Origin of the sequence: Stenotrophomonas sp. Nf1 (assembly GCF_003028475.1) — a bacterium.
GTDB lineage: Bacteria > Pseudomonadota > Gammaproteobacteria > Xanthomonadales > Xanthomonadaceae > Stenotrophomonas.
The window spans coordinates 284,535-309,326 of the sequence record NZ_PYTV01000005.1; the positions used below are offsets into that span (position 1 = coordinate 284,535).

24 protein-coding genes and 1 tRNA gene are annotated in these 24,792 nt (G+C 67.1%); 13 read left to right on the forward strand and 12 right to left on the reverse strand.

Translation table 11 applies throughout. From position 1 onward, the window contains the following. Window positions 1-9: 9 nt before the first annotated feature. From tolR to queC, 7 genes are all read left to right on the forward strand, one after another. Window positions 10-438, forward strand: a complete 429-nt coding sequence (gene tolR, locus C9412_RS11745; RefSeq protein ID WP_006438804.1) for a protein TolR — start codon at window positions 10-12, stop codon at window positions 436-438. Beyond that, the gene (gene tolA / locus C9412_RS11750) at window positions 428-1,480 is read left to right on the forward strand and encodes a cell envelope integrity protein TolA (protein ID WP_107231782.1); all 1,053 of its coding nucleotides are present in this window, start codon (window positions 428-430) and stop codon (window positions 1,478-1,480) included. Before tolR ends, tolA begins: the two co-directional genes overlap by 11 nt. A 190-nt stretch (window positions 1,481-1,670) precedes the next feature. Further along, entirely contained in the window at window positions 1,671-2,990 is a 1,320-nt protein-coding gene (tolB, locus tag C9412_RS11755; RefSeq protein ID WP_057496973.1) for a Tol-Pal system beta propeller repeat protein TolB, read from the forward strand. A 64-nt stretch (window positions 2,991-3,054) separates the two neighbouring features. After that, window positions 3,055-3,573: a peptidoglycan-associated lipoprotein Pal gene (pal, locus tag C9412_RS11760; RefSeq protein WP_006386160.1), complete on the forward strand. Its 519-nt coding sequence runs from the start codon at window positions 3,055-3,057 to the stop codon at window positions 3,571-3,573. A 3-nt stretch (window positions 3,574-3,576) separates the two neighbouring features. Then, window positions 3,577-4,395 carry a tol-pal system protein YbgF gene (gene ybgF / locus C9412_RS11765; protein ID WP_107231783.1) on the forward strand — a complete coding sequence of 273 codons (819 nt, stop codon included), beginning with the start codon at window positions 3,577-3,579 and terminating at the stop codon, window positions 4,393-4,395. A 206-nt stretch (window positions 4,396-4,601) separates the two neighbouring features. Then, the gene (gene queE / locus C9412_RS11770) at window positions 4,602-5,303 is read left to right on the forward strand and encodes a 7-carboxy-7-deazaguanine synthase QueE (RefSeq protein WP_107231784.1); all 702 of its coding nucleotides are present in this window, start codon (window positions 4,602-4,604) and stop codon (window positions 5,301-5,303) included. 78 nt (window positions 5,304-5,381) lie between these two features. Next, complete coding sequence (gene queC, locus C9412_RS11775; RefSeq protein ID WP_107231785.1) at window positions 5,382-6,047, forward strand: 7-cyano-7-deazaguanine synthase QueC; 666 nt, start codon at window positions 5,382-5,384, stop codon at window positions 6,045-6,047. Between the two features lie 64 nt (window positions 6,048-6,111). Here queC and C9412_RS11780 read toward each other — a convergent pair whose 3' ends face one another. After that, entirely contained in the window at window positions 6,112-7,107 is a 996-nt protein-coding gene (locus tag C9412_RS11780; RefSeq protein ID WP_107231786.1) for a DUF2268 domain-containing putative Zn-dependent protease, read from the reverse strand. Window positions 7,108-7,277: 170 nt separating this feature from the next. Here C9412_RS11780 and C9412_RS11785 point away from each other — a divergent pair. Then, window positions 7,278-7,353 (forward strand) — tRNA-Lys (locus tag C9412_RS11785). 105 nt (window positions 7,354-7,458) lie between these two features. Here the strand turns inward: C9412_RS11785 and C9412_RS11790 are convergent. The 3 genes from C9412_RS11790 to C9412_RS11800 form a co-directional block, all read right to left on the reverse strand. Next, window positions 7,459-7,809: a helix-turn-helix transcriptional regulator gene (locus tag C9412_RS11790; RefSeq protein WP_107231787.1), complete on the reverse strand. Its 351-nt coding sequence runs from the start codon at window positions 7,807-7,809 to the stop codon at window positions 7,459-7,461. Continuing rightward, window positions 7,806-8,147, reverse strand: coding sequence for a type II toxin-antitoxin system RelE/ParE family toxin (locus C9412_RS11795; protein ID WP_107231829.1), 342 nt, complete (start codon window positions 8,145-8,147; stop codon window positions 7,806-7,808). Before C9412_RS11795 ends, C9412_RS11790 begins: the two co-directional genes overlap by 4 nt. A 120-nt stretch (window positions 8,148-8,267) precedes the next feature. Then, entirely contained in the window at window positions 8,268-8,624 is a 357-nt protein-coding gene (locus C9412_RS11800) for a hypothetical protein (protein WP_107231788.1), read from the reverse strand. Window positions 8,625-8,793: 169 nt separating this feature from the next. On the opposite strand from C9412_RS11800, the gene C9412_RS20560 reads away from it, so the two are divergent. From C9412_RS20560 to C9412_RS11810, 3 genes are all read left to right on the forward strand, one after another. Further along, window positions 8,794-9,018 carry a hypothetical protein gene (locus tag C9412_RS20560; RefSeq protein WP_146160166.1) on the forward strand — a complete coding sequence of 75 codons (225 nt, stop codon included), beginning with the start codon at window positions 8,794-8,796 and terminating at the stop codon, window positions 9,016-9,018. A gap of 545 nt (window positions 9,019-9,563) precedes the next feature. Further along, a complete protein-coding gene (locus C9412_RS11805) occupies window positions 9,564-10,415 on the forward strand; it encodes an alpha/beta hydrolase-fold protein (RefSeq protein ID WP_107231789.1) in 852 nt (283 codons plus the stop codon). An 82-nt stretch (window positions 10,416-10,497) separates the two neighbouring features. Beyond that, window positions 10,498-11,436: an alpha/beta hydrolase-fold protein gene (locus C9412_RS11810; protein ID WP_107231790.1), complete on the forward strand. Its 939-nt coding sequence runs from the start codon at window positions 10,498-10,500 to the stop codon at window positions 11,434-11,436. Between the two features lie 278 nt (window positions 11,437-11,714). On the opposite strand, the gene C9412_RS11815 is transcribed toward C9412_RS11810, so the two are convergent. Together C9412_RS11815 and C9412_RS11820 are read right to left on the reverse strand one after the other, a co-directional pair. Then, window positions 11,715-12,137: a response regulator gene (locus tag C9412_RS11815; protein WP_057496965.1), complete on the reverse strand. Its 423-nt coding sequence runs from the start codon at window positions 12,135-12,137 to the stop codon at window positions 11,715-11,717. A gap of 92 nt (window positions 12,138-12,229) precedes the next feature. Then, window positions 12,230-12,997, reverse strand: a complete 768-nt coding sequence (locus tag C9412_RS11820) for a CPBP family glutamic-type intramembrane protease (RefSeq protein ID WP_107231791.1) — start codon at window positions 12,995-12,997, stop codon at window positions 12,230-12,232. A 149-nt stretch (window positions 12,998-13,146) separates the two neighbouring features. Between C9412_RS11820 and C9412_RS11825 the strand changes: the two genes are divergently transcribed. After that, the gene (locus C9412_RS11825) at window positions 13,147-13,467 is read left to right on the forward strand and encodes a zf-TFIIB domain-containing protein (RefSeq protein WP_061480338.1); all 321 of its coding nucleotides are present in this window, start codon (window positions 13,147-13,149) and stop codon (window positions 13,465-13,467) included. Window positions 13,468-13,582: 115 nt separating this feature from the next. Here the strand turns inward: C9412_RS11825 and C9412_RS11830 are convergent, their stop codons facing one another. The 6 genes from C9412_RS11830 to C9412_RS11855 form a co-directional block, all read right to left on the reverse strand. Next, a complete protein-coding gene (locus C9412_RS11830; protein ID WP_107231792.1) occupies window positions 13,583-14,095 on the reverse strand; it encodes a GNAT family N-acetyltransferase in 513 nt (170 codons plus the stop codon). An 81-nt stretch (window positions 14,096-14,176) separates the two neighbouring features. After that, window positions 14,177-15,187 (reverse strand): copper resistance protein B, encoded by a 1,011-nt coding sequence (locus tag C9412_RS11835; protein ID WP_107231793.1) that lies wholly within the window; start codon window positions 15,185-15,187, stop codon window positions 14,177-14,179. Then, a complete protein-coding gene (locus C9412_RS11840) occupies window positions 15,184-16,995 on the reverse strand; it encodes a copper resistance system multicopper oxidase (RefSeq protein WP_107231794.1) in 1,812 nt (603 codons plus the stop codon). The genes C9412_RS11835 and C9412_RS11840 overlap by 4 nt, the downstream gene beginning before the upstream one ends. Before the next feature lie 75 nt (window positions 16,996-17,070). Beyond that, window positions 17,071-17,454 carry a CopL family metal-binding regulatory protein gene (locus C9412_RS11845; RefSeq protein WP_107231795.1) on the reverse strand — a complete coding sequence of 128 codons (384 nt, stop codon included), beginning with the start codon at window positions 17,452-17,454 and terminating at the stop codon, window positions 17,071-17,073. 213 nt (window positions 17,455-17,667) lie between these two features. Further along, window positions 17,668-19,473 carry a DNA helicase RecQ gene (gene recQ / locus C9412_RS11850; protein ID WP_107231796.1) on the reverse strand — a complete coding sequence of 602 codons (1,806 nt, stop codon included), beginning with the start codon at window positions 19,471-19,473 and terminating at the stop codon, window positions 17,668-17,670. A 558-nt stretch (window positions 19,474-20,031) separates the two neighbouring features. Then, on the reverse strand, window positions 20,032-20,580 hold the full coding sequence (locus tag C9412_RS11855; protein ID WP_006439098.1) for a Dps family protein: 549 nt from the start codon (window positions 20,578-20,580) through the stop codon (window positions 20,032-20,034). Window positions 20,581-20,666: 86 nt separating this feature from the next. On the opposite strand from C9412_RS11855, the gene hrpA reads away from it, so the two are divergent. Beyond that, window positions 20,667-24,749 carry an ATP-dependent RNA helicase HrpA gene (gene hrpA, locus C9412_RS11860; protein WP_107231797.1) on the forward strand — a complete coding sequence of 1,361 codons (4,083 nt, stop codon included), beginning with the start codon at window positions 20,667-20,669 and terminating at the stop codon, window positions 24,747-24,749. Window positions 24,750-24,792: the final 43 nt, after the last annotated feature.

The window sequence follows — 24,792 nt, forward strand, 5'->3', positions numbered from 1 at the left end:
GTCCAAGCCATGTCCGCTGCCATCGGTCGCCGCAAGCGCCGCAAGCTGAAATCGGAAATCAACGTCGTTCCCTACATCGACGTCATGCTGGTGCTGCTGATCATCTTCATGGTCACCGCGCCGCTGCTCACCCTGAGTTTCGACGTCGATCTGCCGCAGTCCAACGCCAAGGCGCTGGAAAGCAAGCAGGACCCGGTAATCGTCTCGGTGCGCCAGGACGGTCAGCTGAGCCTGAAGCTGCCCGACGCCAAGGAACCGGCCGCGGTGTCGGCCGAGGAGCTGGAAGGCCGTCTGGCCGGCATCGCCGCCCAGGACAAGGGCGTGCGCGTGATCGTCGCCGCCGACCGTGCCGTGGCCTATGAAAAGGTCATCGCCGCGATGGATGTGATCAAGCGCGCCAAGGTAGACAAGGTAGGCCTGGCCACCGATGCACGCTGACGCCCTGCCACCCCCGCAGCAGCGCGAACCCGGCTGGGGCCTGCCCCTGGCGCTGGCAGTGCTGGTGCATCTGCTGGTCGCGCTGATCTTCATCGGCGCCTGGCTGTGGTCGCCCGAACGCAACACCGATGCCGCCGCCGGCGATCCCTCGGTCGAGGCCAGCCTGGCGCTGTCCGCGTCCGAGGCGTCGGCCGCGCGCCAGGCCCTGCGCCAGTCGGAAAAACTGGAAGACCTGCCGCCGCCGGTGGCCGAGCCGATCCCGGTGCCGGAAGACACCGTGCCGCCGCCGCAGCCGATTCCCGAACCGCGCCCGCAGGACGCCCCCACGCCGCAGCAGCAACAGGCGCAGGAGCGTGTCGCGCAGCCGGATACCAAGGACCAGGAAGCGGCCAACGCACTGGCCATCTCGCAGGAGAAGGCCAAGCAGGAGCAGGAAGCCAAGCGCCGCCAGGAGCAGATCGACCTGACCGAACGCAAGCGCCAGGAAGAAGCGGAGCAGAAGCTGCGCCTGGCCAAGCAGCAGGAAGAGGACGCCAAGAAGAAGCTGGCCGACCAGGCCCGCCAGGCCGCGGACAAGGCCGAGGCGGAAAAGCAGAAGAAGATCGCCGAGATCCGTGCCCGCCGCGAGCAGGCCGAGAAGGAAGCCAAGCAGGCCGAGCAGAAGCTGCGCCAGGTGGCTGCCGCGCGTAATGCCGCCGGTACCGCCGCCGCAGGTTCCAGTGGTGCCTCACAGCCGGCCGCCGGCGGCGGTGGCAACAGCGATGATCTTTCGTCCAAGTACGCTGCGGCAATCCAGGCCAAGGTGCGAGACGCCTGGACCCGGCCGGACAGTGTGCCGCTGGGCCAGAAGTGCCAGGTGACCATCACCCAGATCCCGGGTGGGCAGGTGCTGCAGGCCAAGGTCGGCGCCAACTGCCCGTATGACGAGGCCGGCAAGCGCTCGATCGAGGCGGCGGTGCTCAATGCCCAGCCGTTGCCGTACCGCGGCTTCGAGTCGGTGTTCAATCGCACGCTCAACCTGACCTTCACTGCGCAGGATTGATCGGGCAGGGCAGGGTGGCCATCCGGTCGCCCGCCGCCCAGGCCACCGGCAAGGTGGCCGCGACGTTAACGGTGCGTGAGAGCCCGGGCTGGAACTGACCCGGAATTCACGTACCCTTGGTTCATGATTGCGAAGCGGTTCACTTCCGCTTTGCTATCCCTCGTTCCGGTTTCCCCCTATTGAGCGCTCCATGAAAAAGATGCCTCGCTGGCTTGCCGTGTTTGCGGCCCTGTTGCTGCCCTTTGCTGCCGTCGCGCAGCAGAAGGGGCTGGATATCGACATCATCGGCGGCAATGCCTCCGCGCTGCCGATCACCATCGTGCCGATGCCCTACCAGGGTTCGGCGGCTGCACCGCAGACCGACGTCGCCGGCGTGGTCCGCGCCGACCTGGAGCGTTCGGGCCAGTTCCGCACGCTGCCCGAAGCGCAGATCGTCGAGAAGCCGGTGCGCGGCGGCGACATCCAGTTCGCCACCTGGCGCGCGCTGAAGCAGAACTACATCGTGGTCGGCCGCGTGCTCGACGCCGGTGCCGGCGCTTACCGCGTCGAGTACGAACTGTTCGACGTGCCCAAGGGCGAGCGCCTGCTGGGCCTGGCGATGACCGCCCGTGGCAATGCCATGCGCGATGTCGCCCACCAGATGGCCGACGCCATCTACGAGAAGATCACCGGCATCCGCGGCGCCTTCTGGACCCGCATCGCCTACGTGACCGCCAGCGGCAAGGGCGACGCCATGCGCTATGCGCTGATGGTGGCCGACTCCGATGGCTACAACCCGCAGACCATCGTGCGTTCGGCCGAACCGCTGCTGTCGCCGTCGTGGAGCCCGGATGGCGGCAAGCTGGCCTATGTCAGCTTCGAGCGTGGCAATTCGGCCATCTACATCCAGAACATCGCCACCGGCGCGCGTGAGCTGGTCACCAGCTTCCGTGGCATCAACAGCGCCCCGGCGTTCTCGCCCGATGGCCGCAAGCTGGCCCTGACCCTGTCGCGTTCGGGCAACCCGGAAATCTACGTGATGGACCTGGGCAGCAAGCAGCTGACCCAGCTGACCAACCACTTCGCCATCGATACCGAGCCGACCTGGGCGCCGGACGGCAGCGCGGTGTACTTCACCTCCGACCGCGGCGGCCGTCCGCAGGTCTACAAGGTCGGTGCCGGCGGCGGCAGCGCCGAGCGCGTGACCTTCCAGGGCAACTACAACGCCAAGCCCTCGGTGTCCTACGACGGCAAGAAGATTGCCGTGGCGCAGGGCTCGGGCAACAGCTACAAGATCGCGATGATGGACAGCTCGCTGGGCTCGCCGCGCTGGAGCACGCTGTCCCCGGGTTCGCTGGATGAATCGCCCAGCTTTGCGCCCAACGCAAGCATGGTGCTGTACGCCGCCCGCGAAGGTGGCCGTGGTGTGTTGTATGCCGTTTCGGCCGATGCGCGGGTTCGCCAGCGCCTGGTCCTGGCCGATGGTGATGTGCGCGAGCCGGCATGGTCCCCATACCGTACTCAGCGCTAAAAGAGTGTTAACATTTTCGCTGTCTTGAACCCCTCATCGGCCTAGGAGCCACAAAGGTATCGCCATGAACAAGTCCACCCGCGTTCTGCTTGTTTCCCTGCTGTCTGTGGCCGTCCTGGCCGGTTGCTCGAAGAAGGTGAAGGAAGAGCCGCAGGCTCCGGTCGACACCGGCACCTCGACCACCACCCCGACCGGTCCGTCGACCTCCGGCCTGTACGGCCCGGGCGACCTGGACACCGACGCCTGCCTGCGTCAGCGCGTTGTCTACTTCGACCTGGACAAGGAAGACGTGAAGCCGGAATTCCAGGCCATCATGGCTTGCCACGCCAAGTACCTGCGTGACCGTCCGTCCTCGCGCATCACCCTGCAGGGCCACACCGACGAGCGCGGTTCGCGCGCGTACAACCAGGCCCTGGGTGAGCGTCGTGGCAACGGCGTCAACTCGGCCCTGCAGGCCAACGGTGGCTCGGCTTCGCAGCTGACCGTCGTGTCCTACGGTGAAGAGCGTCCGGTCTGCACCGAGTCGAACGAGTCCTGCTGGTCGCAGAACCGTCGCGTCGAAATCGTCTACACCGCGCAGTAATCCATGCGCATTGGCATCACATTGATGCTGGTCGTTGCGGCAGCCCTCGTGGCTGCCGCACCGGCGCATGCACAGCGACAGAGCCTGGCCGATCGTGTCGGCGCGCTCGAGCAGCAGATGTACAACAACAGTGCCAACCAGGACCTGTTGAACCAGATCAACCAGCTGCGGCAGCAGGTCACCAGCCTGCAGGCCTCGATCGAGCAGTTGCAGCACGACAACGCCCAGCTCAAGCAGTCCGCCCAGGACCAGTACCTGGATCTGGACAGCCGCCTGAACCGGTTGGAAGGGGGCAATGCCGCCCCGGCCCTGCCGCCCGTTCCGGCGAGCGCGCCGAAGGCCGCCCCGGCCCCGGCCAAACCCGCAGCGGCGGCCACTTCCGAGCGGCCGCCTTCGGTCCATGGTGATGCCGGCAGCCTGGCCGCCACCGGCGACGAGCGCACCTCCTACAACGTCGCCTTCGATTCGCTGAAGGCCGGCAAGTACGATGACTCGGCGCAGCTGTTCCTGAGCTTCCTGCAGCTGTACCCGAACGGCGTCTACGCGCCGAACGCGCTGTACTGGCTGGGCGAGAGCTACTACGCCACCCGCAATTTCCCGATGGCCGAGACCCAGTTCCGTGAACTGCTCTCGCGCTATCCAACCCACGACAAGGCCGCTGGCGGCCTGCTCAAGATCGGCCTGTCGCAGTATGGCGAGGGCAAGGTCGACCAGGCCCAGCAGACGCTGGAGACCGTCGTGGCGCAGTACCCGGGCTCGGACGCCGCGCGCACCGCCCAGGACCGCCTGCAGTCGATCCGGCTGGGCAAGCAGATCCGCTGATCCCCTGACCCGGCGTACAATACGTGTCCTGTAGAGCCGAGCCCACGCTCGGCTGCTTTCGTTTCCGGAACGGCAAACCCGCCCGGATCCGGTAGCGCCGGGCCATGCCCGTCCGGTTGCTGTTGTAGAGCCGAGCCATGCTCGGCTGCGTTCGTTACCGGCCACGGTAGCCCACCCGCCACGTGTCCCACCAAGAAGTGCCCGCCATGACCGCCGTTACCCCGTCCAACGCCGTCGCCACCCCCAGCGACATCGTGCAATCGCCGCTGCCGCGCCTGAAGATCACCGAGATCTTCACCTCGCTGCAGGGCGAAGCCGATACCGCCGGCTGGCCGACCGTGTTCGTGCGCCTGACTGGCTGCCCGCTGCGCTGCCAGTACTGCGACACCGCCTATGCCTTCCACGGCGGCACCTGGTGGGATATCGACGACATCGTGGCCGAGGTGCTGGCCCAGGGCGTACGCCACGTCTGCGTGACCGGTGGCGAGCCACTGGCGCAGAAGCGCTGCCTGGTGCTGCTGCAGAAGCTGTGCGATGCCGGCATGGACGTCTCGCTGGAGACTTCCGGTGCACTGGACGTCAGCGCGGTCGATCCGCGCGTATCTCGCGTGGTCGACATCAAGACCCCGGGTTCGGCCGAAGTGGCGCGCAACCGCTGGGACAACCTGCCGCTGCTGACCGCCCGCGACCAGATCAAGTTCGTCATCTGCAGCCGCGAAGACTACGACTGGGCCAAGGCCCTGCTGGCCGAGCACGATCTGGTCAAGCGCTGCACCGTGTTCTTCTCGCCCAGCAAGGGCGAGATCACCGCGCGCCAGCTGGCCGACTGGATCGTCGAAGACCGGGTGCCGGTGCGCTTCCAGATGCAGTTGCATAAAATCCTGTGGAACGACGAGCCCGGCCGATGAGCCGGCGCAGCGTTCCCTGATGTAGTTCCGGCGCGGGACAGCGTGCTGGCTTTCCCCTCCCAACCGGATGTTTTACCCATGAAGAAGGCAGTCGTGCTTCTCTCCGGCGGCATGGATTCAGCCGCCGTCATTGCCATGGCCCAGGAACAGGGCTTCGCCGTGCATGCCCTGAGCGTGCGCTATGGCCAGCGCCACACCTCCGAACTGGATGCCGCCGCCCGCGTGGCCAAGGCCCAGGGCGTGGTCGCGCACAAGACCGTGGACGTGGACCTGCGCAGCATCGGCGGCTCGGCGCTGACCGACGACATCGACGTGCCCGAGGCCGGCGGTGCCGGCATCCCGGTCACCTACGTGCCGGCGCGCAACACCATCATGCTGTCGCTGGCGCTGGGCTGGGCCGAAGTGCTCGGCGCCAACGACATCTTCTGCGGCGTCAACGCCGTGGACTACTCCGGCTACCCGGACTGCCGCCCCGAGTTCGTGGCCGCGTTCCAGGCGCTGGCCAACCTGGCCACCAAGTCGGGCGTGGAAGGGGCGGGCATCAAGGTGCATGCCCCGCTGCAGTTCCTCAGCAAGGGCCAGATCGTCAGCGAAGGCGTGCGCCTGGGCGTGGACTTTGGCCTGACCGTGTCCTGCTACAACGCCGACGCCAACGGTGCCGCCTGCGGCCACTGCGACGCCTGCCGCCTGCGTGCGCAGGGCTTCACCGAAGCCGGCGTGGCCGACCCCACGCTGTACGCCTGAGGTGATGGGGCTGATGCCCCTAATGGTGGGTGCGAACCGTTGGTTCGCACTCTCTGTCCCGCCGCTACCGGCGGCTGGAGTCTGGTAGTGCCGGCCGCTGGTCGGCAGCCTCATCAGGCAACCACCCCGACACCTCGATAAACGCCCGCACTGCGGCCGGATCGGTGTAATCCAGCTCGATCATCCGCGCGATCCCAGCCTTCTCATCCTTCTGCTGCCGCATGTATTCCTGCGCGATGCGATACCCGGCGTAGTACCCCACATCACTCACCCCGAACGCATTGCGGGCGCTGTTGTACAGCCAGTTGTCGAGGTTGTCCCCGTCCCTCTCGGCAATGAAGCGCGCGCGGATTTCCGCCTCGTGCGCCGGCCCGTAGGCGTACAGCGGCAGCGCTGGCCGACGCCCGCTCAGCCGTTCGGCCACGTACTCGGCCACACCCTCGCGTACCACGTACTGCGCCAGGCTGCCGGTGGTCTCGCGCTGCTGCGTGTGCACGTACTCATGCAGATTGTTCTGCGCGTTGTTCGCGCCCGGGCGGCTGTCGTAGAAGATCCGCAGGCGATCGCGCATCTTCTCCGGCAGCTCGCTCACGTCCACGCGCTCATCGCCCAGCGCCATCTCCGCGCCGATCAGCACTTTGTCGCCCAGCGTAGTGCCACCGGTGCGCAGCACGCCCACCGCATAGGTGATGGTGGCCGGGCGCAGGGCAGGGTAGAGCGCACGGAACGCGACCAGATCGCGCTCCAGCGTGGCACTGGCCTGCTGCGCGTTGGCCGTCAGCGGCCGCACCGAGGTCCAGAAGCGCGGCCAGGACTGCATGGCTTCGGCGTATTCGCGGGCGGTGTAGCGGCGCACCTGCATCAGTGCATGCAGGCCGGGGCTGCCCGGATCGATGTAGCGCTGCTGGACCAGCGCCACCCGGCGCTCGGCATCGGGTTCGGCGCGCACCGCATCGTAGGTGGCCCAGAATCGGGTGATGTCGTCGGTGACGACCTGGGACGGGGCGGCCAGGGCGGCGCAGGGTAGTAGGGCGGCAAGCAGGCTGACGATCAGACGCATCCATGGCTCCGGGGAAGGATCACAGATGGGATGCGCCAGTGGCGCGAAAGGTTTAAGCCCCCACTGGTCGTGCCGGCCGCTGGCCGGCAACCTCGACGCACCGGGGTTTCGCGCGACCGGCCAAAGTAGGGTAGAATGCCCACCCCGCCGAAAGGCTGGGGCAGTGCAATGGGCCGTTAGCTCAGTCGGTAGAGCAGAAGACTTTTAATCTTTTGGTCGAAGGTTCGAATCCTTCACGGCCCACCATTGCACTCAATGACACCAGCGCCCATTGGGCGCTTTTTTTTGCTCCGCAGACCACCGGTTGCTGCGCAATGCAACGCAACCGGGTGAAGCGCAGGGGCGCAGCATTCACGCCTCGTGGTTCTTTGGCCCGGCGCTCTTCTTCTTTCGCGTCGAGGGCCCTGCGGCCTTGGGCGCCACCAGATCCACTTTGATTCGATAACCCAACGCCGTAGCCGTCCGGCTGAGCGTATCGAGCGTGAGACCGGTATCGGCTTCATCCAATACTCGATCCAGCTGCGAGCGACTGGTATGCATGCGCTTGGCCAATGTTGCCTTGCTGATGTTGACGGCCTTCATCGCTTCGGCAACCTGCCAGGCAATCACGCGCTTGACCGCCAATGATGCCGACTCCTGCAGCAGGCCTTCAGACTCAAGGAAGTCATCAAAGCTTGATCCAACGTGTTTGTTCTTGCTCATCTGATTACCTCATTCCGGCGCTTCCTGGCCAGTTCCAGGTCTGACGTGGGCGTCTTCTGTGACTTCTTCACGAACCCGTGCAACAGCACCATGTCCCGCTGTACGGTAGTGAACATGACGCGTGCGATGCCCTCAGGGATCGAACTTCGAATCTCCCACAACCGGTCATCCATCTTTCGCACCAGTGGCATACCCAAGGGCCAACCCAGCTGAACGGTCTTGATGTCTCCGCCGATAGCTTTGCGAGCGTCGGCGGAAACCTCCTCCTTCAGCCAGGCCCGGACCGGCTCATCGGCCGCGGATGAGCGGTAGAACTTCACATTCAGGATCGCTTCCATGCGCATACCTGCTCACCTCGCGTTGCTGGCTTGGCAGCAACGGAATGAGTGTACCAATGTGTACATAAATTTGTACATATCCCGGGCAATCCACTGGGGCTGGCGCCACTGCCGGTGCACTTACTCCGGCCGCACATCCCGGCACACCAGCTCGGCCAGGCTGCGGCAGGCGAAGAACAGCCCTTCAACCACGCCGGCATCCAGATGCCGGTCCGGCGTGGCCATGGCCCGGCAGCGGTCGGCGGCGTGCAGCATTTCCGCCACGGTCAGCATGCCGATGGCAGCCCGTTCCACCCGCGACAGGGCAACGCCGCGCCCTGCAGATAGGCTGGTTTCAGGCCAGGGCAGGCCATCGGCGCCTTCGCCCACGCGGATGCGCTTGAGGCAGCCCAGAAAGGTGCTCAGTTCGGGCGAAGGGTTGTCGTCGTCATCGTTGATGCTGGCGGCGTATGAAGCATAGGGCGGACGGTCGGTCATCTCGGCTTCCTCGGCTCTGGAGTGGGCGTGCCACCGCGCAGGACGGGTGGCGGGCGATGCGTGGCTGCAAGCCGGGATGATTAGAGCCATTTACCGGCGGGCCAGAAGACCCCCACGCACCGCCCGCCATGGAGGCCGACGGATTGCCCTCCGGCACCATCGACTGACGGTGCCGGAAGGCAAGCGTAAACAACGGCTCAAGAATCATCACGGGCTTGCAGGCCCGGTGCCACCCGTTGTCGGTGGCGCTGCATGGTGTTTACGCCTGCGCCTGGAGCTCAATGAGGATTTTCCGAAGAACGATGCGGAATCCAGGCGCGTGGCGATGGTGGCGCAGGCCACGCCGACGCAGCAAGCGACAGGGCGCGACGCATGTGCTCAGGCGCTTGGCTAATCGCGTTGGAGAATGTCGGTAACTGCCGGTAGCGGTGAGTTTGTCGTGATGTGGTACGTGGAAAGTGGGCGCCACGTTCACCAGCCGTGGTGGCACGGAACAGCGGGTCATGCCTTCAAGAATCGGTGCATCTGCGACGGCCAAGGTGCTGTAGAGCCGAGCCATGCTCGGCTGCGGTTTGCGCGGTCGGCCAAGCCGAGCGTGGGCTCGGCTCTACAGTGATCCGTCCACGCATCTGCGACGGCCGGGGTGTTGTAGAGCCGAGCCATGCTCGGCTGCGGTTTGCGCGGTCGGCCGAGCCGAGCGTGGGCTCGGCTCTACAGTGATCCGTCCACGCATCTGCGACAGCCGAGGTGTTGTAGAGCCGAGCCATGCTCGGCTGCGGTTTGCGCGGTCGGCCGAGCCGAGCGTGGGCTCGGCTCTACCGTGATCCATCCACGCATGGCGTGGATCTACGCATCTGGCAGGGATGTTGAGCGTGCCGAAGCCGCCAACACCCGGGGCAGGGCGCTATGCTCGGCCTCTTTCCCGGGAGGGGCCATCCCATGCGCTTGATCATGCTGTCGCTGTTGTTGTCCGCCGTCTCCGCTTCGCCGTTGATGGCCGCCGAACCGGCGCCGTCCGCGCAGACAACGCCGGCCACGCCGCTGGTCATCGGCGAGACCTTCACCGTGCAGTCGAAGGCGCTGGGCGAGACCCGCCGCATCAATGTCTACCGCCCGCAGCCGTGGGGCCTGGACCCGAAGGCGCCGCTGCCGGTGCTCTACATGCCCGACGGCGGCATCGGCGAGGACTTCCTGCACGTGGCCGGGCTGGTGCAGGTGCTGAGTGGCAATGGCAGCATGCGCCCGTTCCTGCTGGTCGGCATCGAGAACACCGAGCGCCGCCGCGACATGACCGGCCCCAGCAAGGACCCGCAGGACCAGAAGGTCGCGCCGCGCATCGGCGGCTCGGCGGCCTACCGCACCTTCCTGCGCGATGAACTGATGCCACAGGTGCGCCAGCGCTACCCGACCACCGACGAGCGCGCGCTGATCGGTGAATCGCTGGCCGGCCTGTTCGTGGTGGAAACGCTGCTGCAGGAGCCGACGCTGTTCAACAGCTACATCGCGCTGGACCCGAGCCTGTGGTGGAACCGGGGCACGATGCTGGGCGCTGCGGCCAAGCAACTGCCGGCGGTGACGCGTGCGCAGCCGCGCGTGTTCCTGGCCAGCAGCGGGCAGCCTCAGCTGGCTGCTGCTGCCGCGCAGTTGGCGGCCGTGCTGCAACAGGCGTCGCCGTCGCCGCTGGTGAAGTACCTGCCGCTGCCGGAGGAAACCCACGCCACGATCTATCACCCGGCCGCATTGCAGGCGCTGCGCACGCTGTTCCCGGCGCCGCCGCCGACCTCGCCCTGACCGCACTGGTACCCGGCTGCACACCATGCAAGGATGCGGCAGCGGCGCCATCCGGTGCGCCGCCCGCAACGGGAGAGTGTGGATGCAGCGTGTGCGTGGATGGAGTGTGGCGGCCTGCCTGGCCGTGAGCGGCTGTGCGATGTCGGTGGCGCCGCCGGCAGCGCAGAGTGAAGCGAAGGCGAGCCCGGCTGCCGCTGTGTCGGGCGTGGTGCTGCCAGATACCGAAGCGCTGCGCGTGCATGACCCGGCAGGGCGCAATTACCCGATCTGGGTGGCACTGCCGGCCGACTACGCCGCACATCCGGAAAAGCGCTACCCGGTGCTGTACGTCACCGATGCGTTGTACAGCTTCCCGTTGGTGCGCAGCGTGCGCAACCTGGTGGGGCAGCAAGGCGTCAACATCGAGAGCTTCATCCTGGTCGGCCTGCCGCCGCAGGAAGGGCTGACCTCCAAGCAGAGCCGCTCGCGCGACTACACGCCGAGCAACCCGGCGCGTACGGCCGATGGCTACTACAGTGATGACGTCACCTACGGCGGCGCGGCGCACTACCGCGATTTCCTCGCCGAGCAGGTGCTGCCGATGATCGACGCGCGCTACCGCACTGATCCCACCCGCCGCATGTTCGCCGGCCATTCCTATGGTGCTTTGTTCGGCGCCTATGTGCTGACCACCCAGCCGGACATGTTCAGCACCTACATCCTGTCCAGTCCGTCGCTGTGGTTCGACCAGCTGCTGCTGCCGCGCATGCAGGACGCCGCCGTCATTCCGGCGCAGCCGACCCGCGTGCTGCTGTCGGTGGGCAGCTATGAAACGGACAAGCCGGGGCCGCGCTATTCAACCGGCAACGACATGCTGCGGCAGACCGCCGACTTTACCGCCCAGCTTGAGCGCAGTGGCCGCAGGCTGAAGGTGGACAACGTGGTGATCGACGGTGAGGACCACTTGACCGTCTACCCGAGAGTGATCACCCGTGCGCTGCTGGACGTAATGCCCGGTGAGGGGCCGTATACCGGCGGGTGATGGCGGTTGCATCCACGCATGGCGTGGATCTACTGCTTCAGTTCACGTATGGCCTGATACCGGCGGGTGATGGCGGTTGCATCCACGCATGGCGTGGATCTACTGCTTCAGTTCACGTATGGCCTGATACCGGCGGGTGATGGGCGGTTGCATCCACGCATGGCGTGGATCTACTGCTTCAATTCACCTATGGCGTGATGCAGGCGGGTCATCGTCGGCTGCATCCACGCCGACGAGAGGCGGAATCGGTAGATCCACGCCATGCGTGGATGACTGCCTCAGGCCGCCTGTGCGTCCGGCCCGGTCAACACGCCCACATCGGCGTGCCGGAAGCACAGCCGGATGGCGTCGAGCAGCTCGCTCATGTTGTACGGTTTGGGCAGGAAATGGATGCCATCGCGCAGCTGCGGCAGCACCTGGTGCTGGTCCATGCCCGAGGTGACCAGGATCGGCAGGTGCGGGTACAGCCCGCGCACCTGGTTGGCAGCTTCAATGCCACTGATCGCGCCCAGATTGACGTCGGTGAACAGCAGGTCGAAACGCTCACCGGCTGCCAGCAGGCCCAGTGCCGCTTCGGCCGAGCTCACGCCCACCACGTGGCAGGCCTGGCTTTCCAGCGCAAGACGGCTCAGCTCGCGGGTTTCCTCGGCATCCTCGATCAGCAGGACGCGGGGTTCAACGTGGCGCTTGGACAGCAACATGACGCTACAGCTCCGGAAAGCAGCAATGAAAAGGCGCGCAAGTATGCGCAAGCCGGGGGTGATCCCGGCGTGCACGCCAGGCTAAGTGGGCGTTACAGCCGACGCAGGCGCCGGCGGCGCACCTGCCAGGCCAGCACCGCCACTGCCAGCAGGGCGGTGCCGATACGCAGGCTGGTGGCCTGCCAACCGAGCGCGACGGCATCATCGAGGCTGAATACATTCCACGCCAGGTTCATCGATACGTGCAGCACCAGGCCGCACCACAGGGTGTCGTCGTCCAGGTGGTCGAGCCAGGCGAAGATGAATCCCCCCAGTGCGATCACCGCGCCGACGAACAGCGCGGTACCGCCGCCGTCGAAGCCGCCGAATCCCAGCCAGTGCACCCAACCGAACAGCAGCGCCTGCGGCAGCGCCAGCAGCGGCCACGGGCCACGCATGAGCTTCACCAGCAGCACGAAGCCGAGGCCGCGGAACAGCACTTCCTCGGCCAGCGGGAACAGCACGGCGAGCATCGTTGCATCCAGGGTGGTCAGTGCGGTGTTGGGCGTGCCCAGCAGCGCCAGGCCCAGCCAGCAGGGCAGGCTGGCCAGCAGCACCCACATCGGGCCGCGCCAGCCGTTTCCGCGCAGCCCCAGGCTGGCCATCAGGCCCATCCCACGGGGGCGCAGCAGTGCGGCCAGCAGCAGCGCCAGCAGCACGGCCAGTGCGTTGTCCAGCAGGCTGCCGCCGTAGGGCATGGGCAAGGCGGGAATCGGCGCGCCGGCGGCCGCAGCGACATCGCGCAGATTCAGGCCCAGGCCGACGCCGAGCAGCACCAGCAGCAGGCGCGCGGCGTTGGGCAGGCGGGACAGGACGGTCATGCACGCACTCCCTGCGGAACCAGCGTGCAGTGTGGAAGGCGCCGGGGACGCTGGCACGCGCCGGAAGTCCCTGTGCCATCGGTCATGTGTTGCCGCACAGTCATCCGTGGGCAGGTAGAGTCGTTGCCAGACCTTCAGGAGCCATGCCCATGCTGTGCCCCGTGTGCAAGACCCAGACCCTGCAGATGGCCGAGCGCCATGGCATCGAGATCGATTACTGCCCCGGCTGCCGTGGCGTGTGGCTGGACCGTGGCGAGCTGGACAAGATCATCGAACGCGCCGGCGCCGGTGCTGCGGTGCCGCCGCCTGCCCCTGTGCAGGCACAGCCGGCCGCTGCGCCGCCGCCGGTGATGCATCGCGATACCCGCCACCTGGGCCAGCGCTACGAGGACAACCGTGGCCAGCAGTACGGCCATGGGTACAAGAAAAAGAAGAAGGACAGCTTCCTGTCCGAGCTGTTTGATTTCTAGGCGCGTCGCTTTTGTAGAGTCGAGCTTGCTCGACTGGCTGTTGCCCACAGTCGAGCATGGCTCGACTCTACAAGGGCGGGAAAGCAAGTCGAGCAAGCTCGACTCTACGGCGCGATTACGGGCGGCGCAGGATGAACTCACGATCGTGGGTGTCGCCGACGATGAAGTCGTACTCGCCCACCTTGCTGCAGCCATAGCGCGCGTAGAAGCGCTGCGCGCCGAAGTTTTCTTCCCACACGCCCACCCACAGGGTGCGGCGCTGCGGTTGGTCCAGCCAGTCCATGAACGCCTGCATCAAGCGCGCGCCGTGGCCGCCGTTCTGGTAGTCGGCCAGGATGTAGAAACGCTTCAGTTCGATGTCGCCCTCGCGTGCCTCGGCATGCGGCAGGGTGTTGGCGCCGGCGGCCAGGTAGCCGACCACGTTGTCGCCGTCCATCAGCAGCCAGATCGCACTGCGCGGGTCGGACAGTTCCGCGCGCTGCGGTTCGCGGCTGTAGTGCGCCTGCAGGAAATCGTGCAGTTCCTGCGGCGGATACGAGTCGCCCCAGGTTTCGTTGTAGGTGGCGATGGCGGTGGCCGACAACGCGTCGACGTCGGCAAGGGTGGCGCGGCGGATCTGCAGCGACATGGCGGGGCCTGCAATGGAACGAGGCGCAGTGTAGCCGGCCCCGGCGTTTGCCGGGGCTGGCGGTTGCTCACGATCCGCTGCTCAGAACCACATCCGCACGCCGGCCACCCAGCGCGTGTCGCGGGCGTGGTCACCGGCATAGTCGGCGGTGTCGCCGAAACTGCGTTCGTGGCTGATGCCGATGTACGGCGCGAAGCGGCGGCTGAACTCATAGCGCAGGCGCAGCCCGGCTTCGACCTTGTTCAGGCCGCGGCCGATGCCGTACTCCGGTTCATCCTTGGCCGCCACCGTCGCTTCCAGCAACGGTTGCAGGATCAGCCGGTTGGTCAGCAGTACGTCGTACTCGACCTCGGCCTTGGCCAGCACCTGGCCACCGGAGCCCAGGTACAGCGTGGCCGAGCTTTCGAACTTGTACGGCGCCAGGCCCTGGATGCCGACCGCCGCCCAGGTGCGTGAGTCGGCGGGGCGGAAGTCCTGGCGTACACCGACCAGCACGTCCCACCATGGCGACACACTGCGGCCATACAGGGCTTCAACCGCCGATGACTCGGTGCGGCCCTTGCTGCGTTCGCCATCGGTGCGCAGCCACAGGCGGTTGATGTTGCCGCCGATCCAGCCGGTGGCTTCCCAGGCCTGGCCGTTGCTGCTCTTGCCATCCCAGTGTTCGAGGCGGTCGATCAGCAACAGGCTGTTGATCTCCGGCGCGTGCTCCATCGCACCGTGGGCGATAGGCGGGAAGGCGGCGGCGCGGTCGGCATCGGTGGGCACCGGGATCGGCTCGCGCGGTTCGGTCGGCGCGGGCGCGCCGTGTCCCATGGCGGCGTTGTCCATCGTGGAATGGTCCATCTTCGCCGGCTGCATCGCGCCATGGTCCATCTTCGAGTGGTCCATGGTCGAATGATCCATGGTCGAGTGGTCCATCTTCGAATGATCCATCTTCGAATGATCGACCGGTTCGGCCGGCGTCGTAGCGGTCTTCGCCGGCGCGTCCATCGTGCCCATGTCATGCCCGGCATGCGATTGCGCGAACACCGGCAGTGCGGTGGCCAGGCCCAGCGCCAGCAGGCTGGGGGAAAGCAGTGAGCGGCTCATTCTTCGATCCTCACTTCGCGCATCATGCCCGCTTCCATGTGGTACAGCAGATGGCAGTGGTAAGCCCAACGGCCGAGTGCATCGGCGCGCACGCGGTAGCTGCGGCGAGTGCCGGGCGGCATGTCGATGGTGTGCTTGCGGACCTGGAATTGCTCCTGTGCGTTTTCCAGATCGCTCCACACGCCGTGCAGGTGGATCGGGTGCTGCATCATGGTGTCGTTGACCAGCACGATGCGCATGCGCTCGCCGTAGTTCAGCCGTAGTGGTTCGGCGCTGGCAAACGGAATGCCGTCGAACGACCAGGAGAATTTCTCCATGTGCCCGGTCAGGTGCAGCTCGACTTCGCGGCTGGGCTCACGACCATCCGGGTCTTCGAACAGGCTGCGCATCGCGCCGTAGGTCAGCACCTGGCGGCCGTTGTCGCGCAGGCCGATGCCGGGGTCGTCCAGCTTCGGTTCGGTGGCCGAGCTCTGCATGTCCACCAGCGGGTTGTTGCGCTCGCTGGCCGGATGCTTTGGTGCCTTGCTGGCGGCATCGCCACCACCGTGCGCACCGTGGCCCATGCTGGCGCCGCAGCCGCCTTCCATGCCTTTCATCGCGGCCATGTCGTGGCCGCCATGACCGCCGCCCCCCATGTCGTGGCCCATGTCGCTCATCGTCAGCAGCGGGCGCGGGTCGCGCGCAGGAATCGGAGCCTGCAGCCCGTGGCGTACCGCCAGCGTGCCGGCGGCAAAGCCGGTGCGGCCCATGTCCTGGCAGAAAATGGTGAACGCGTCCTGGCCGCTGGGTTCGACCAGCACGTCGTAGGTTTCGGCCGGGGCGATGCGGAATTCGTCGATGCTGACCGGATGGATGTACTGGCCGTCGGCGGCCACCACGGTCATCTTCAGACCAGGGATGCGCACGTCGAAGTAGGTCATCGAGGCGCCGTTGATGAAGCGCAGCAGCACCTTCTCGCCGCTGCGGAACAGCCCGGTCCAGTTGCCGGCCGGGGCGGTGCCGTTCATCAGGTAGGTGTAGGTGTGCGCGTTGATGTCGGAGATATCGGTCGGCGTCATCCGCATCCGGCCCCACATGCCACGGTCGGACAGCGCGGCCGACCAGCCGTCGCGCCTCACGTCACGCAGGAAGTCGGGCAGGGTGCGCTTGTAGTAGTTGTCGTGCTCGGCGAGCTTCTTCATGCGCCGGAACAGCGCGCCCGGGTCCATGTCGGTCCAGTCGGACAGCATGATCACGTGCTCGCGGTCGTGGTGGTACGGCGCCGGTTCGGCCGGGTCGATGATCAGCGCGCCGTACAGGCCGGCCTGCTCCTGGAACATCGAGTGGCTGTGGTACCAGTAGGTACCCGACTGCTTGAGGTCGAAGTGGTAGTGGTAGGTCTCGCCGGGGCCGATGCCGTTGAAACTCAGGCCAGGCACGCCGTCCATGTTGGCCGGCAGCAGGATGCCGTGCCAGTGGATCGAGGTCGGGTGGCGGTCCAGCGTGTTGCGCACGAACAGATCCACCGTCTGGCCTTCGCGCCAGCGCAGGATCGGTGCGGGCAGCGAGCCGTTGACGGTGATCGCCGGACGGGTGCGGCCGGTGAAGTTGGCCAGCGATTCGCCGATGGCCAGTTCGATGCGGGTATCGCTGAGTACGGCCGGGGCGCCGGCCAAGCGTGGGGTGGCGCTGGCCGCGGCAAGCGCGCGCTGCGGCACGCCGACGGCGGCGATGCCGGCGACCACGCCACCGGCGGCCAGGCCCTGCACGAACAGGCGGCGCGACGGCATGGGCAGGGCGCCCGGGCCGGGGGGATTACGGGTATTCATGAGGATGACTCCAGACACGGAAAGACGCCGGCAGGCCGCCGGCTCCGGTGCGCAGCGCGCACGCTGCGTGGGGAATCAGCCGATGGGAGGGCGCGAGATCGGCGGCAGCGGCGGCGCCGGGCGGCCATTGGCCGGCATCGGCTGCGGTGCCAGCGACAGGCCGGGACCGGCCAGGTACGGCAACGGCTGCACCACCAGCAGCGGGTGCTGGGCGCAACTACGCACGCAGTCCTTGATCTGGCAGTGGGCGTCGTGGGCCGGGGCCTTGGCCTGCGGCGCTTCCTCGGCCTGCATGCCGGCGTGGTGGTGGCAGTCGGCGTCGCTGCCTTCAGCCGTGGCGGCCATGGCATGGGCCATGCGCCCCATTTCCTCATGACCACTAGCCATGGCCGCGTTCAGCCCGTTGAGCAACAGGCTGAGCATGAGCACGACGCGGAGCAGGGTCGAGGCGAGGGACATGGCGTCAATTTAGCCGCAAGTGGGCGCGGATGCACTTCTTGCTGAATGGCGTGTTCAAGGTTGGAGCGGCACCAGGGTGGGGTCTGTAGAGTCGAGCTTGCTCGACTGGATGCGCGAAGCAGTCGAGCAAGCTCGACTCTACGAAGAGCATCGCCACGAGCGCGCAGCGCGGCCGGTCAGCGGGCCGGCGGGCATCGCCAGGTTGGCCCGGGGCTACCCCTCTTCGCGCACAATCTCCACCAGGCGCGGGCCGTAGCGGCTCAGCTTGGTGCCGCCGATGCCACCGACCCGGGCCAGTTCGTCCAGGCTGGTCGGGCGCTGTTCGGCGATGTTGCGCAGGGTGCTGTCGTGGAAGATCACGAACGCCGGGACGTTCTGCTCGCGTGCCAGCTCGGCGCGCAGGCCGCGCAGGGCGTTGAACAAGGCCAGGTCCTGCGGCAGCACCGACAGGCCGGTGCGCTGCGCACTGCGCTCGCGCCCGGTGCTGCTGCTGGCCGGATCGCGGCGCATGCTGATCTGGCGGCGGCCGGTGAGCACGGCGCGGCTGGCATCGGTCAGACGCAGGCCACCGTGGCCCTCGCTGTCCACTTCCAGCAGGCTGGCGGCCACCAGCTGGCGGAACACGCTGCGCCAGGTGCGTGCATCCAGGTCGCGGCCGATGGCATAGGTGCTCAGCTTGTCGTGGCCCTGCTGCTTGATCTTCTCGTTCTCGCTGCCGCGCAGGATGTCGATCAGGTGGCCGACGCCGAAGCGCTGGCCACTGCGGTAGACGCAGCTCAGCGCCTTCTGCGCCGCAATGGTGGCATCCCACGAAGCTGGCGGGGTCAGGCAGTTGTCGCAGTTGCCGCAGGGCTGGGGATAGGTCTCGCCGAAGCCGGCCAGCAACACCTGGCGACGGCACTGCATGGATTCGCAGTAGCCCAGCAGGTGGTCGAGCTTGGCCCGCTCCAGCTGCTTGCGTTCTTCGCCGGCCTCGGACTGCTCGATCATCTGCTTGAGCAGCACCACATCGCCCAGACCGTAGCACAGCCAGGCTTCGGCGGCTTCGCCATCACGGCCGGCGCGGCCGGTCTCCTGGTAGTAGCCTTCCATCGACTTGGGCAGGTCGGTATGCGCAACGAAGCGCACGTCCGGCTTGTCGATGCCCATGCCGAAGGCGATGGTGGCGCACATCACGATGCCGTCTTCGCGCAGGAAGCGGCGCTGGTTGTTGGCGCGCACTTCCGGTGGCAGGCCGGCGTGGTAGGGCAGGGCGTTGAAGCCCTGGCCGCACAGGAACTCGGCGGTCTCCTCCACCTTGCGCCGCGACATGCAGTAGACGATGCCGGCCTCGCCACGATGGCCGCGCAGGAAGTCGGTCAGCTGCTTGCGCGCGTTGTCTTTCTGCACCACGGTGTAGCGGATGTTGGGGCGGTCGAAGGAACTGACGAAGTGACGCGCGTCCTGCAGGTCCAGCCGCTCGGCGATCTCGCGCTGGGTCGGCGGGTCGGCGGTGGCGGTCAGGGCGATGCGCGGAATATCCGGCCAGCGCTCGTGCAGCACGGTCAGCTGGCGGTACTCGGGGCGGAAATCGTGGCCCCATTGCGACACGCAGTGCGCTTCGTCGATGGCGAACAGGGCGATGTGGCTGCGCGACAGCAGCGACAGGAAGCGACCGGTCAGCAGCCGCTCGGGCGCGACATAGAGCATGTCCAGCTCGCCGGCGAGCAGTTCGCGCTCGACGCGGCCGGCGGTCTCGGCATCCAGCGTCGAGTTCAGGTACTCGGCACGCACGCCGAGCTGGCGCAGGGCCTCGACCTGGTCCTGCATCAAGGCGATCAGTGGCGAGATGACAATGCCGCAACCGTCACGCAGCAGGGCCGGCACCTGGTAGCAAAGCGACTTGCCGCCGCCGGTGGGCATCAGCACCAGGGCATCGTGACCGGCAGCCACATGCTCCACGATGTCCTGCTGGGGACCACGGAAATCGTCGTAACCAAAGACGCGTTGGAGCAGGTCGTGCGCGGGACGGGAAGCCATCGCGCTAGTTTACCCCGGGGGGGGGGGGGGGGCAGGGGTTCGGCAGGGCTGCGCCCTGCACCTGCTTGGAGCAACGTCAACGTCAAAAGCGGGCTATCCGTGGGTTGGCGGGGCGGTGTCGAATTGCGGGGACGCCGCAAGTACGTCCGTGTAGGCTTGGCCGCGGCATCCATGCCGCGGACACCCCGCAATCCGACACCGCCCCGCCTCTGACAGGTTCACGCGGCTGTGGGTAGGTGTCGACCTTGGTCGACACCTCTGTCAGATATCGAATGAACAAGATGGGGTCAGATCCGTTTTCCTGCGGAAAACGGATCTGACCCCAGGCTTTGCCGGCAGATCGCGGAAAACTGTCGAAGGCGGGGTGGGTCCGGTTGCGGGGGCGTGAGCGCCATGGATGGCGCGACCGAGCCTACAAGGACGTATTTACGGCGTCCCCCGCAACCGGACCCACCCCGCCAACCCTCAGGAAACCCGCTTTTGCTCCGGTCGTTGCCGTTGCCGTTGCCGTTGATTCGGCGGGTGCAGGGCGCAGCCCTGCCGAACCACTCCCAGCCCTTACTGCAGCAGGGAACGCAGCATCCAGGCGTACTTCTCGTGGGTCTGCAGGCGCTGGGTCATCAGATCCTCGGTCGGGGCGTCGTCGCCCTTGGCGGCCACGTCCAGCACTTCACGGGCCGTACGGCAGACCGCTTCGTTGGCGACCACCAACTGGCGTACCATTTCCCGCCAGTCCGCACTGTCGGTCAGGCCCGGTTCCTCGGCGATCGAGGTCAGCGCAGCGAATTCCCGGTAGGAGCCCGGGGCATTGAAGCCCAGCGCGCGGATGCGCTCGGCCACGTCGTCCAGTGCCGCCCACTGCTCGGTGTACTGCGTTTCGAACATGGTGTGCAGCGAGTTGAACATCGACCCGGTCACGTTCCAGTGGAAGTTGTGCGTCTTCAGGTAGAGCGTGAACGCATCGGCCTGGAAGCGCGACAGACCGTCGGCGATCTTCTTGCGGTCGCCCTGGGTGATCCCGATATCGATGTTCGGCGCCGACGGTGCCGCCGCTGCAAGCTTCTGCTTGCCGGTCTTGGCCTTGGTCGTGCTCTTGGTCTTCGCCATGGGGTTCCTCCTTGTGGAATCGTTGGCCTTCACAATAAACCGGTCGTGATGACTGGTCGCTTTCAAAGTTTTGAACGAACCGATTGATGAACTCTATCGATAAAAATCCATCGCCCCGCCTGCGCCAACAGCGCGCCGCCATCGACGGCGCCATGAGCCGCGACCGGGGCCGTTTGCTGGGAATGCTCTCGCGGTGCCAGGCCAAGCCACAGGATGCGGCGCTGGCCGCCACCTTCGAGCAGGCCTTGCAGGCGTCGGTGCAGCGCCGGCAGGCGCGGGCGCAGCAACAGCCGTCCATTACTCTGGACCCGCAGCTGCCGATTGCGCGTGAAGCCGACGCCATCATCGAGCTGATCCGCGACCACCAGGTGGTGGTGATTGCCGGTGAGACCGGCTCGGGCAAGACCACCCAGCTGCCGAAACTGTGCCTGGCCGCCGGCCGTGGCCAGGCCGGCATGATCGGCTGCACCCAGCCGCGACGGATTGCCGCACGCGCCGTGGCCAGCCGCGTCGCGCAGGAACTGCACAGCGAACTGGGCCAGCTGGTGGGCTACCAGGTGCGCTTCAACGACAAGGTCAGCGACGACAGCCGCATCAAGTTCATGACCGACGGCATCCTGCTGGCGGAGATCGCCAGTGACCGCTGGCTGTCGAACTACGACACGATCATCGTTGACGAGGCGCACGAACGCAGCCTCAACATCGACTTCCTGCTGGGCTACCTGAAGCAGCTGCTGCGCAAGCGCCCAGACCTGAAGCTGATCGTCACCTCGGCCACCATCGACACCGAACGCTTTGCCCAGCATTTCGACAATGCACCGGTGATCAGCGTCGAAGGCCGCACCTTCCCGGTGGAGGTGCGTTACCGCGCGCTGGAAGGCGAGGGTGAGCAGGAGGGCGAGCGCACGGTGAACGATGCCATCGTGTCGGCCATCGACGAGATCACCCGCCTGGATTCGCGCGGCGACGTGCTGATCTTCCTGCCCGGCGAGCGCGAGATCCGCGATGCGCACCAGTCGCTGGAACGGCGCAAGTACCGCAACACCGAGGTGCTGCCGCTGTACGCGCGGTTGTCCAACCAGGACCAGGACCGGGTGTTCAATCCGGGCCCGAACCGGCGCATCGTGCTGGCCACCAACGTGGCCGAAACCTCGCTGACGGTGCCGCGCATCCGCTATGTGGTCGATCCGGGTTTCGCCCGCGTCAAGCGCTACAGCCCGCGCAACAAGCTGGACCGCCTGCACATCGAGCCGATCTCGCAGGCCAGCGCCAACCAGCGCAAGGGCCGCTGCGGCCGTATCGCCGAGGGCATCTGCTACCGCCTGTACGCCGAGGCCGATTTCCAGGCGCGGCCGGAGTTCACCGATCCGGAAATCCGCCGCTCCAGCCTGGCCGGGGTGATCCTGCGCATGCTGCAGCTGGGCCTGGGCCGCATCGAAGAGTTCCCGTTCCTGGAAGCACCGGACGAACGTGCCGTGGCCGATGGCTGGCAGCAGCTGACCGAGCTGGGCGCGATCGACGCCGAGCGGCGCATGACCACCATCGGCAAGCAGATGGCACGCCTGCCGGTGGACGTGAAGCTGGCGCGCATGCTGGTGGCCGCGCAGGCCGCCGGCTGCCTGCGGCCGATGCTGGTGATCGCCTCGTTCCTGGGCATCCAGGACCCGCGCGAACGCCCGCCCGAAGCACGCGGTGCAGCCGACAGCGCGCATGCGCAGTTCGCCGATGGCCGCTCCGAGTTCGTCGGCGTGCTGCGCCTGTGGGATGCCTATCGGCAGGCCCATGAAGAGCTGACCCAGTCCAAGCTGCGTGACTGGTGCGGCCGCCATTTCCTCGGTTTCCTGCGCATGCGCGAGTGGCGCGAGCTGCATCGCCAGCTGCGCCTGCTGTGCGAGGAACTGGGCTGGAAGGAAGAGGCCAACGAGGCGTCGATGGCGCCGTTGCTGGCCGGCAGCAGTGCGCCGGCCGTGGCGCGTGATGATGCGGCCGCAGTGAAGGCCACTCGTGGCCAGTTGCATCGCGCGGCACGCCTGGCCCGCGAAGGCAAGGCCGAGGCCGCACCGGCCCCGCTGGCCGTGCGTGCACAGAAGGAACAGGCGCCTGCCGGCGGCGGTTTCAGCGAGCGCGTGCGCGCTGCCGCCTACCAGACCCTGCACCGGGCGCTGGTGGCGGGCCTGCCGACGCAGATTGGTCACCGCACCGAAAAGGGCGATTTCCAGGCGCCACGCCAGCGTCGCTTCCTGCCGTTCCCGGGTTCGGCGCTGTCCAAGCGGCCGCCGCCGTGGCTGCTGGCGGCCAATCTGCTGGATACGCAGAAGGTGTGGGGCATGACCCTGGCCGCGATCGAGCCGGACTGGGTGATTGCCGAACTGCCGCACCTGCTGCTGCGCAAGCACTTCGATCCGCACTGGTCGCGCGCGCAGGGCCAGGTGCTGGCGTCGGAGCAGATCAGCCTGTTCGGGCTGGTACTGGCGCCGAAGAAGCCGGTGCACTACGGCCGCATCGAGCCGGTGGAGGCCCACGACATCTTCGTGCGCCAGGCCCTGGTAACCGGCGAGATCAATACCCGCGCCAGCTTCGTGGTCGACAACCAGAAGGTGCTGGAGGTCGCACGCGAGGAAGAAGCCAAGCTGCGCCGGGCCGGTATCGTCGCCGATGACAACTGGCAGGCCCGCTGGTACCTGGACCGGGTGCCGCCGCAGATCCATTCGGCCGCAGGCCTGGATACGTGGTGGAAGGCACTGGCACCGGAACAGCGCAAGGCCCTGCACTGGAGCCTGGCCGATCTGCTGCCCGGCGAGGGCAGCGAGCAGGAGCGCTACCCGAAGTACCTGGCGCTGGGCCAGGCGCGGTTGCCGCTGCACTACCGTTTCGAGCCGGGCGCCGACGACGATGGCGTGACCCTGGATGTGCCGCTGCACCTGCTCAACGCGTTGGACCCGGTGCAGCTGGGCTGGCTGGCGCCGGGCTTCGTGGCCGACAAGGCCTCGGCCCTGATCCGCAGCCTGCCCAAGGCGATGCGCCGCAACTACGTGCCGGCGCCGGACTTCGCGCGAGCCTTCTTCGAAGCGTTCCCGCAGCCCAGCGCCGATGCCATCACCGGCGAACTGGCGCGCTTCCTGTCACGGGCCACCGGCGCCACTGTGGCGGCCACCGACTTCGAGCCGGAGTCGATCGAACCGCACCTGCACATGAACCTGCGCCTGCGCGACGAACAGGGCAAGGTGCTGGCGACCTCGCGCGACCTCGACGCCCTGCGCGCGAAGTTCGGTGGCCGTGCCGGCGATGCCTTCGCCGCACGTGCCGGGCGCGAGATGGCGGCCGATGGGCTGCGCAGCTTCCCGGCCACGCCGATTCCGTTGCAGGTACCTGGCGAAGCGGGCGTGCCGGCCTATCCGGCCTTGCTGGACGAGGGCGACAGCGTGGCGCTGCGCATCTTCGCCGACCGCCAGCAGGCGCAGGAGGCTCATCCATTGGGCGTGCGCCGCCTGCTGGAAATCGCCCTGGCCGAGAAGGTCAAGCAGGCGCGCAAGCAGTTGCCGGTCGGCGCCAAGACCGGCCTGTTGTACGCGGCGATCGAATCGCAGGAACGCCTGCGCGGTGACCTGGTCGATGCGGCCATGAACGCCGTGCTGGCCGAGGGGCTGGAAGACATCCGCGAGGCGGCCGCCTTCGAGCAGCGTCGCGAGCATGCCGCCAAGGCCCTGTTCGGCGAAGCGATGTCGCGGCTGAAGCTGGCCGAGAGCATCCTGGCACTGGTGGCCGAACTCAAGCCGATGCTGGAAGCGCCGTTGATGGGCTGGGCGCGAGGCAACCTGGACGACATGGAAGCGCAGCTAGCCGGGTTGATCCACCCAGGCTTCCTGCGTGACACCCCGGCCGACGCGTTGGCGCAGTACCCGCGCTATCTGAAGGCGATGATCCTGCGCACCGAACGCGCCAAGCGCGATCCGCCGCGCGACCAGGCGCGCATGCTGGAACTGCATCCGTTCCTGGAGGCGCTGCAGGCAGGCGAACAGCAGGGGTTGCGCGAGCGGCCGCAGTGGCAGGCGCTGCGCTGGGACCTGGAAGAACTGCGCGTTTCGCTGTTCGCCCAGGAGCTGGGTGCGCGTACCGGCATCTCGGCGAAGAAACTGGCGCAGCGGGTGGCGGCACTGCGCCAGGCGTGATTCCGGGGGGGTAGCGCCGGGCCCATGCCCGGCGCTACCGGAA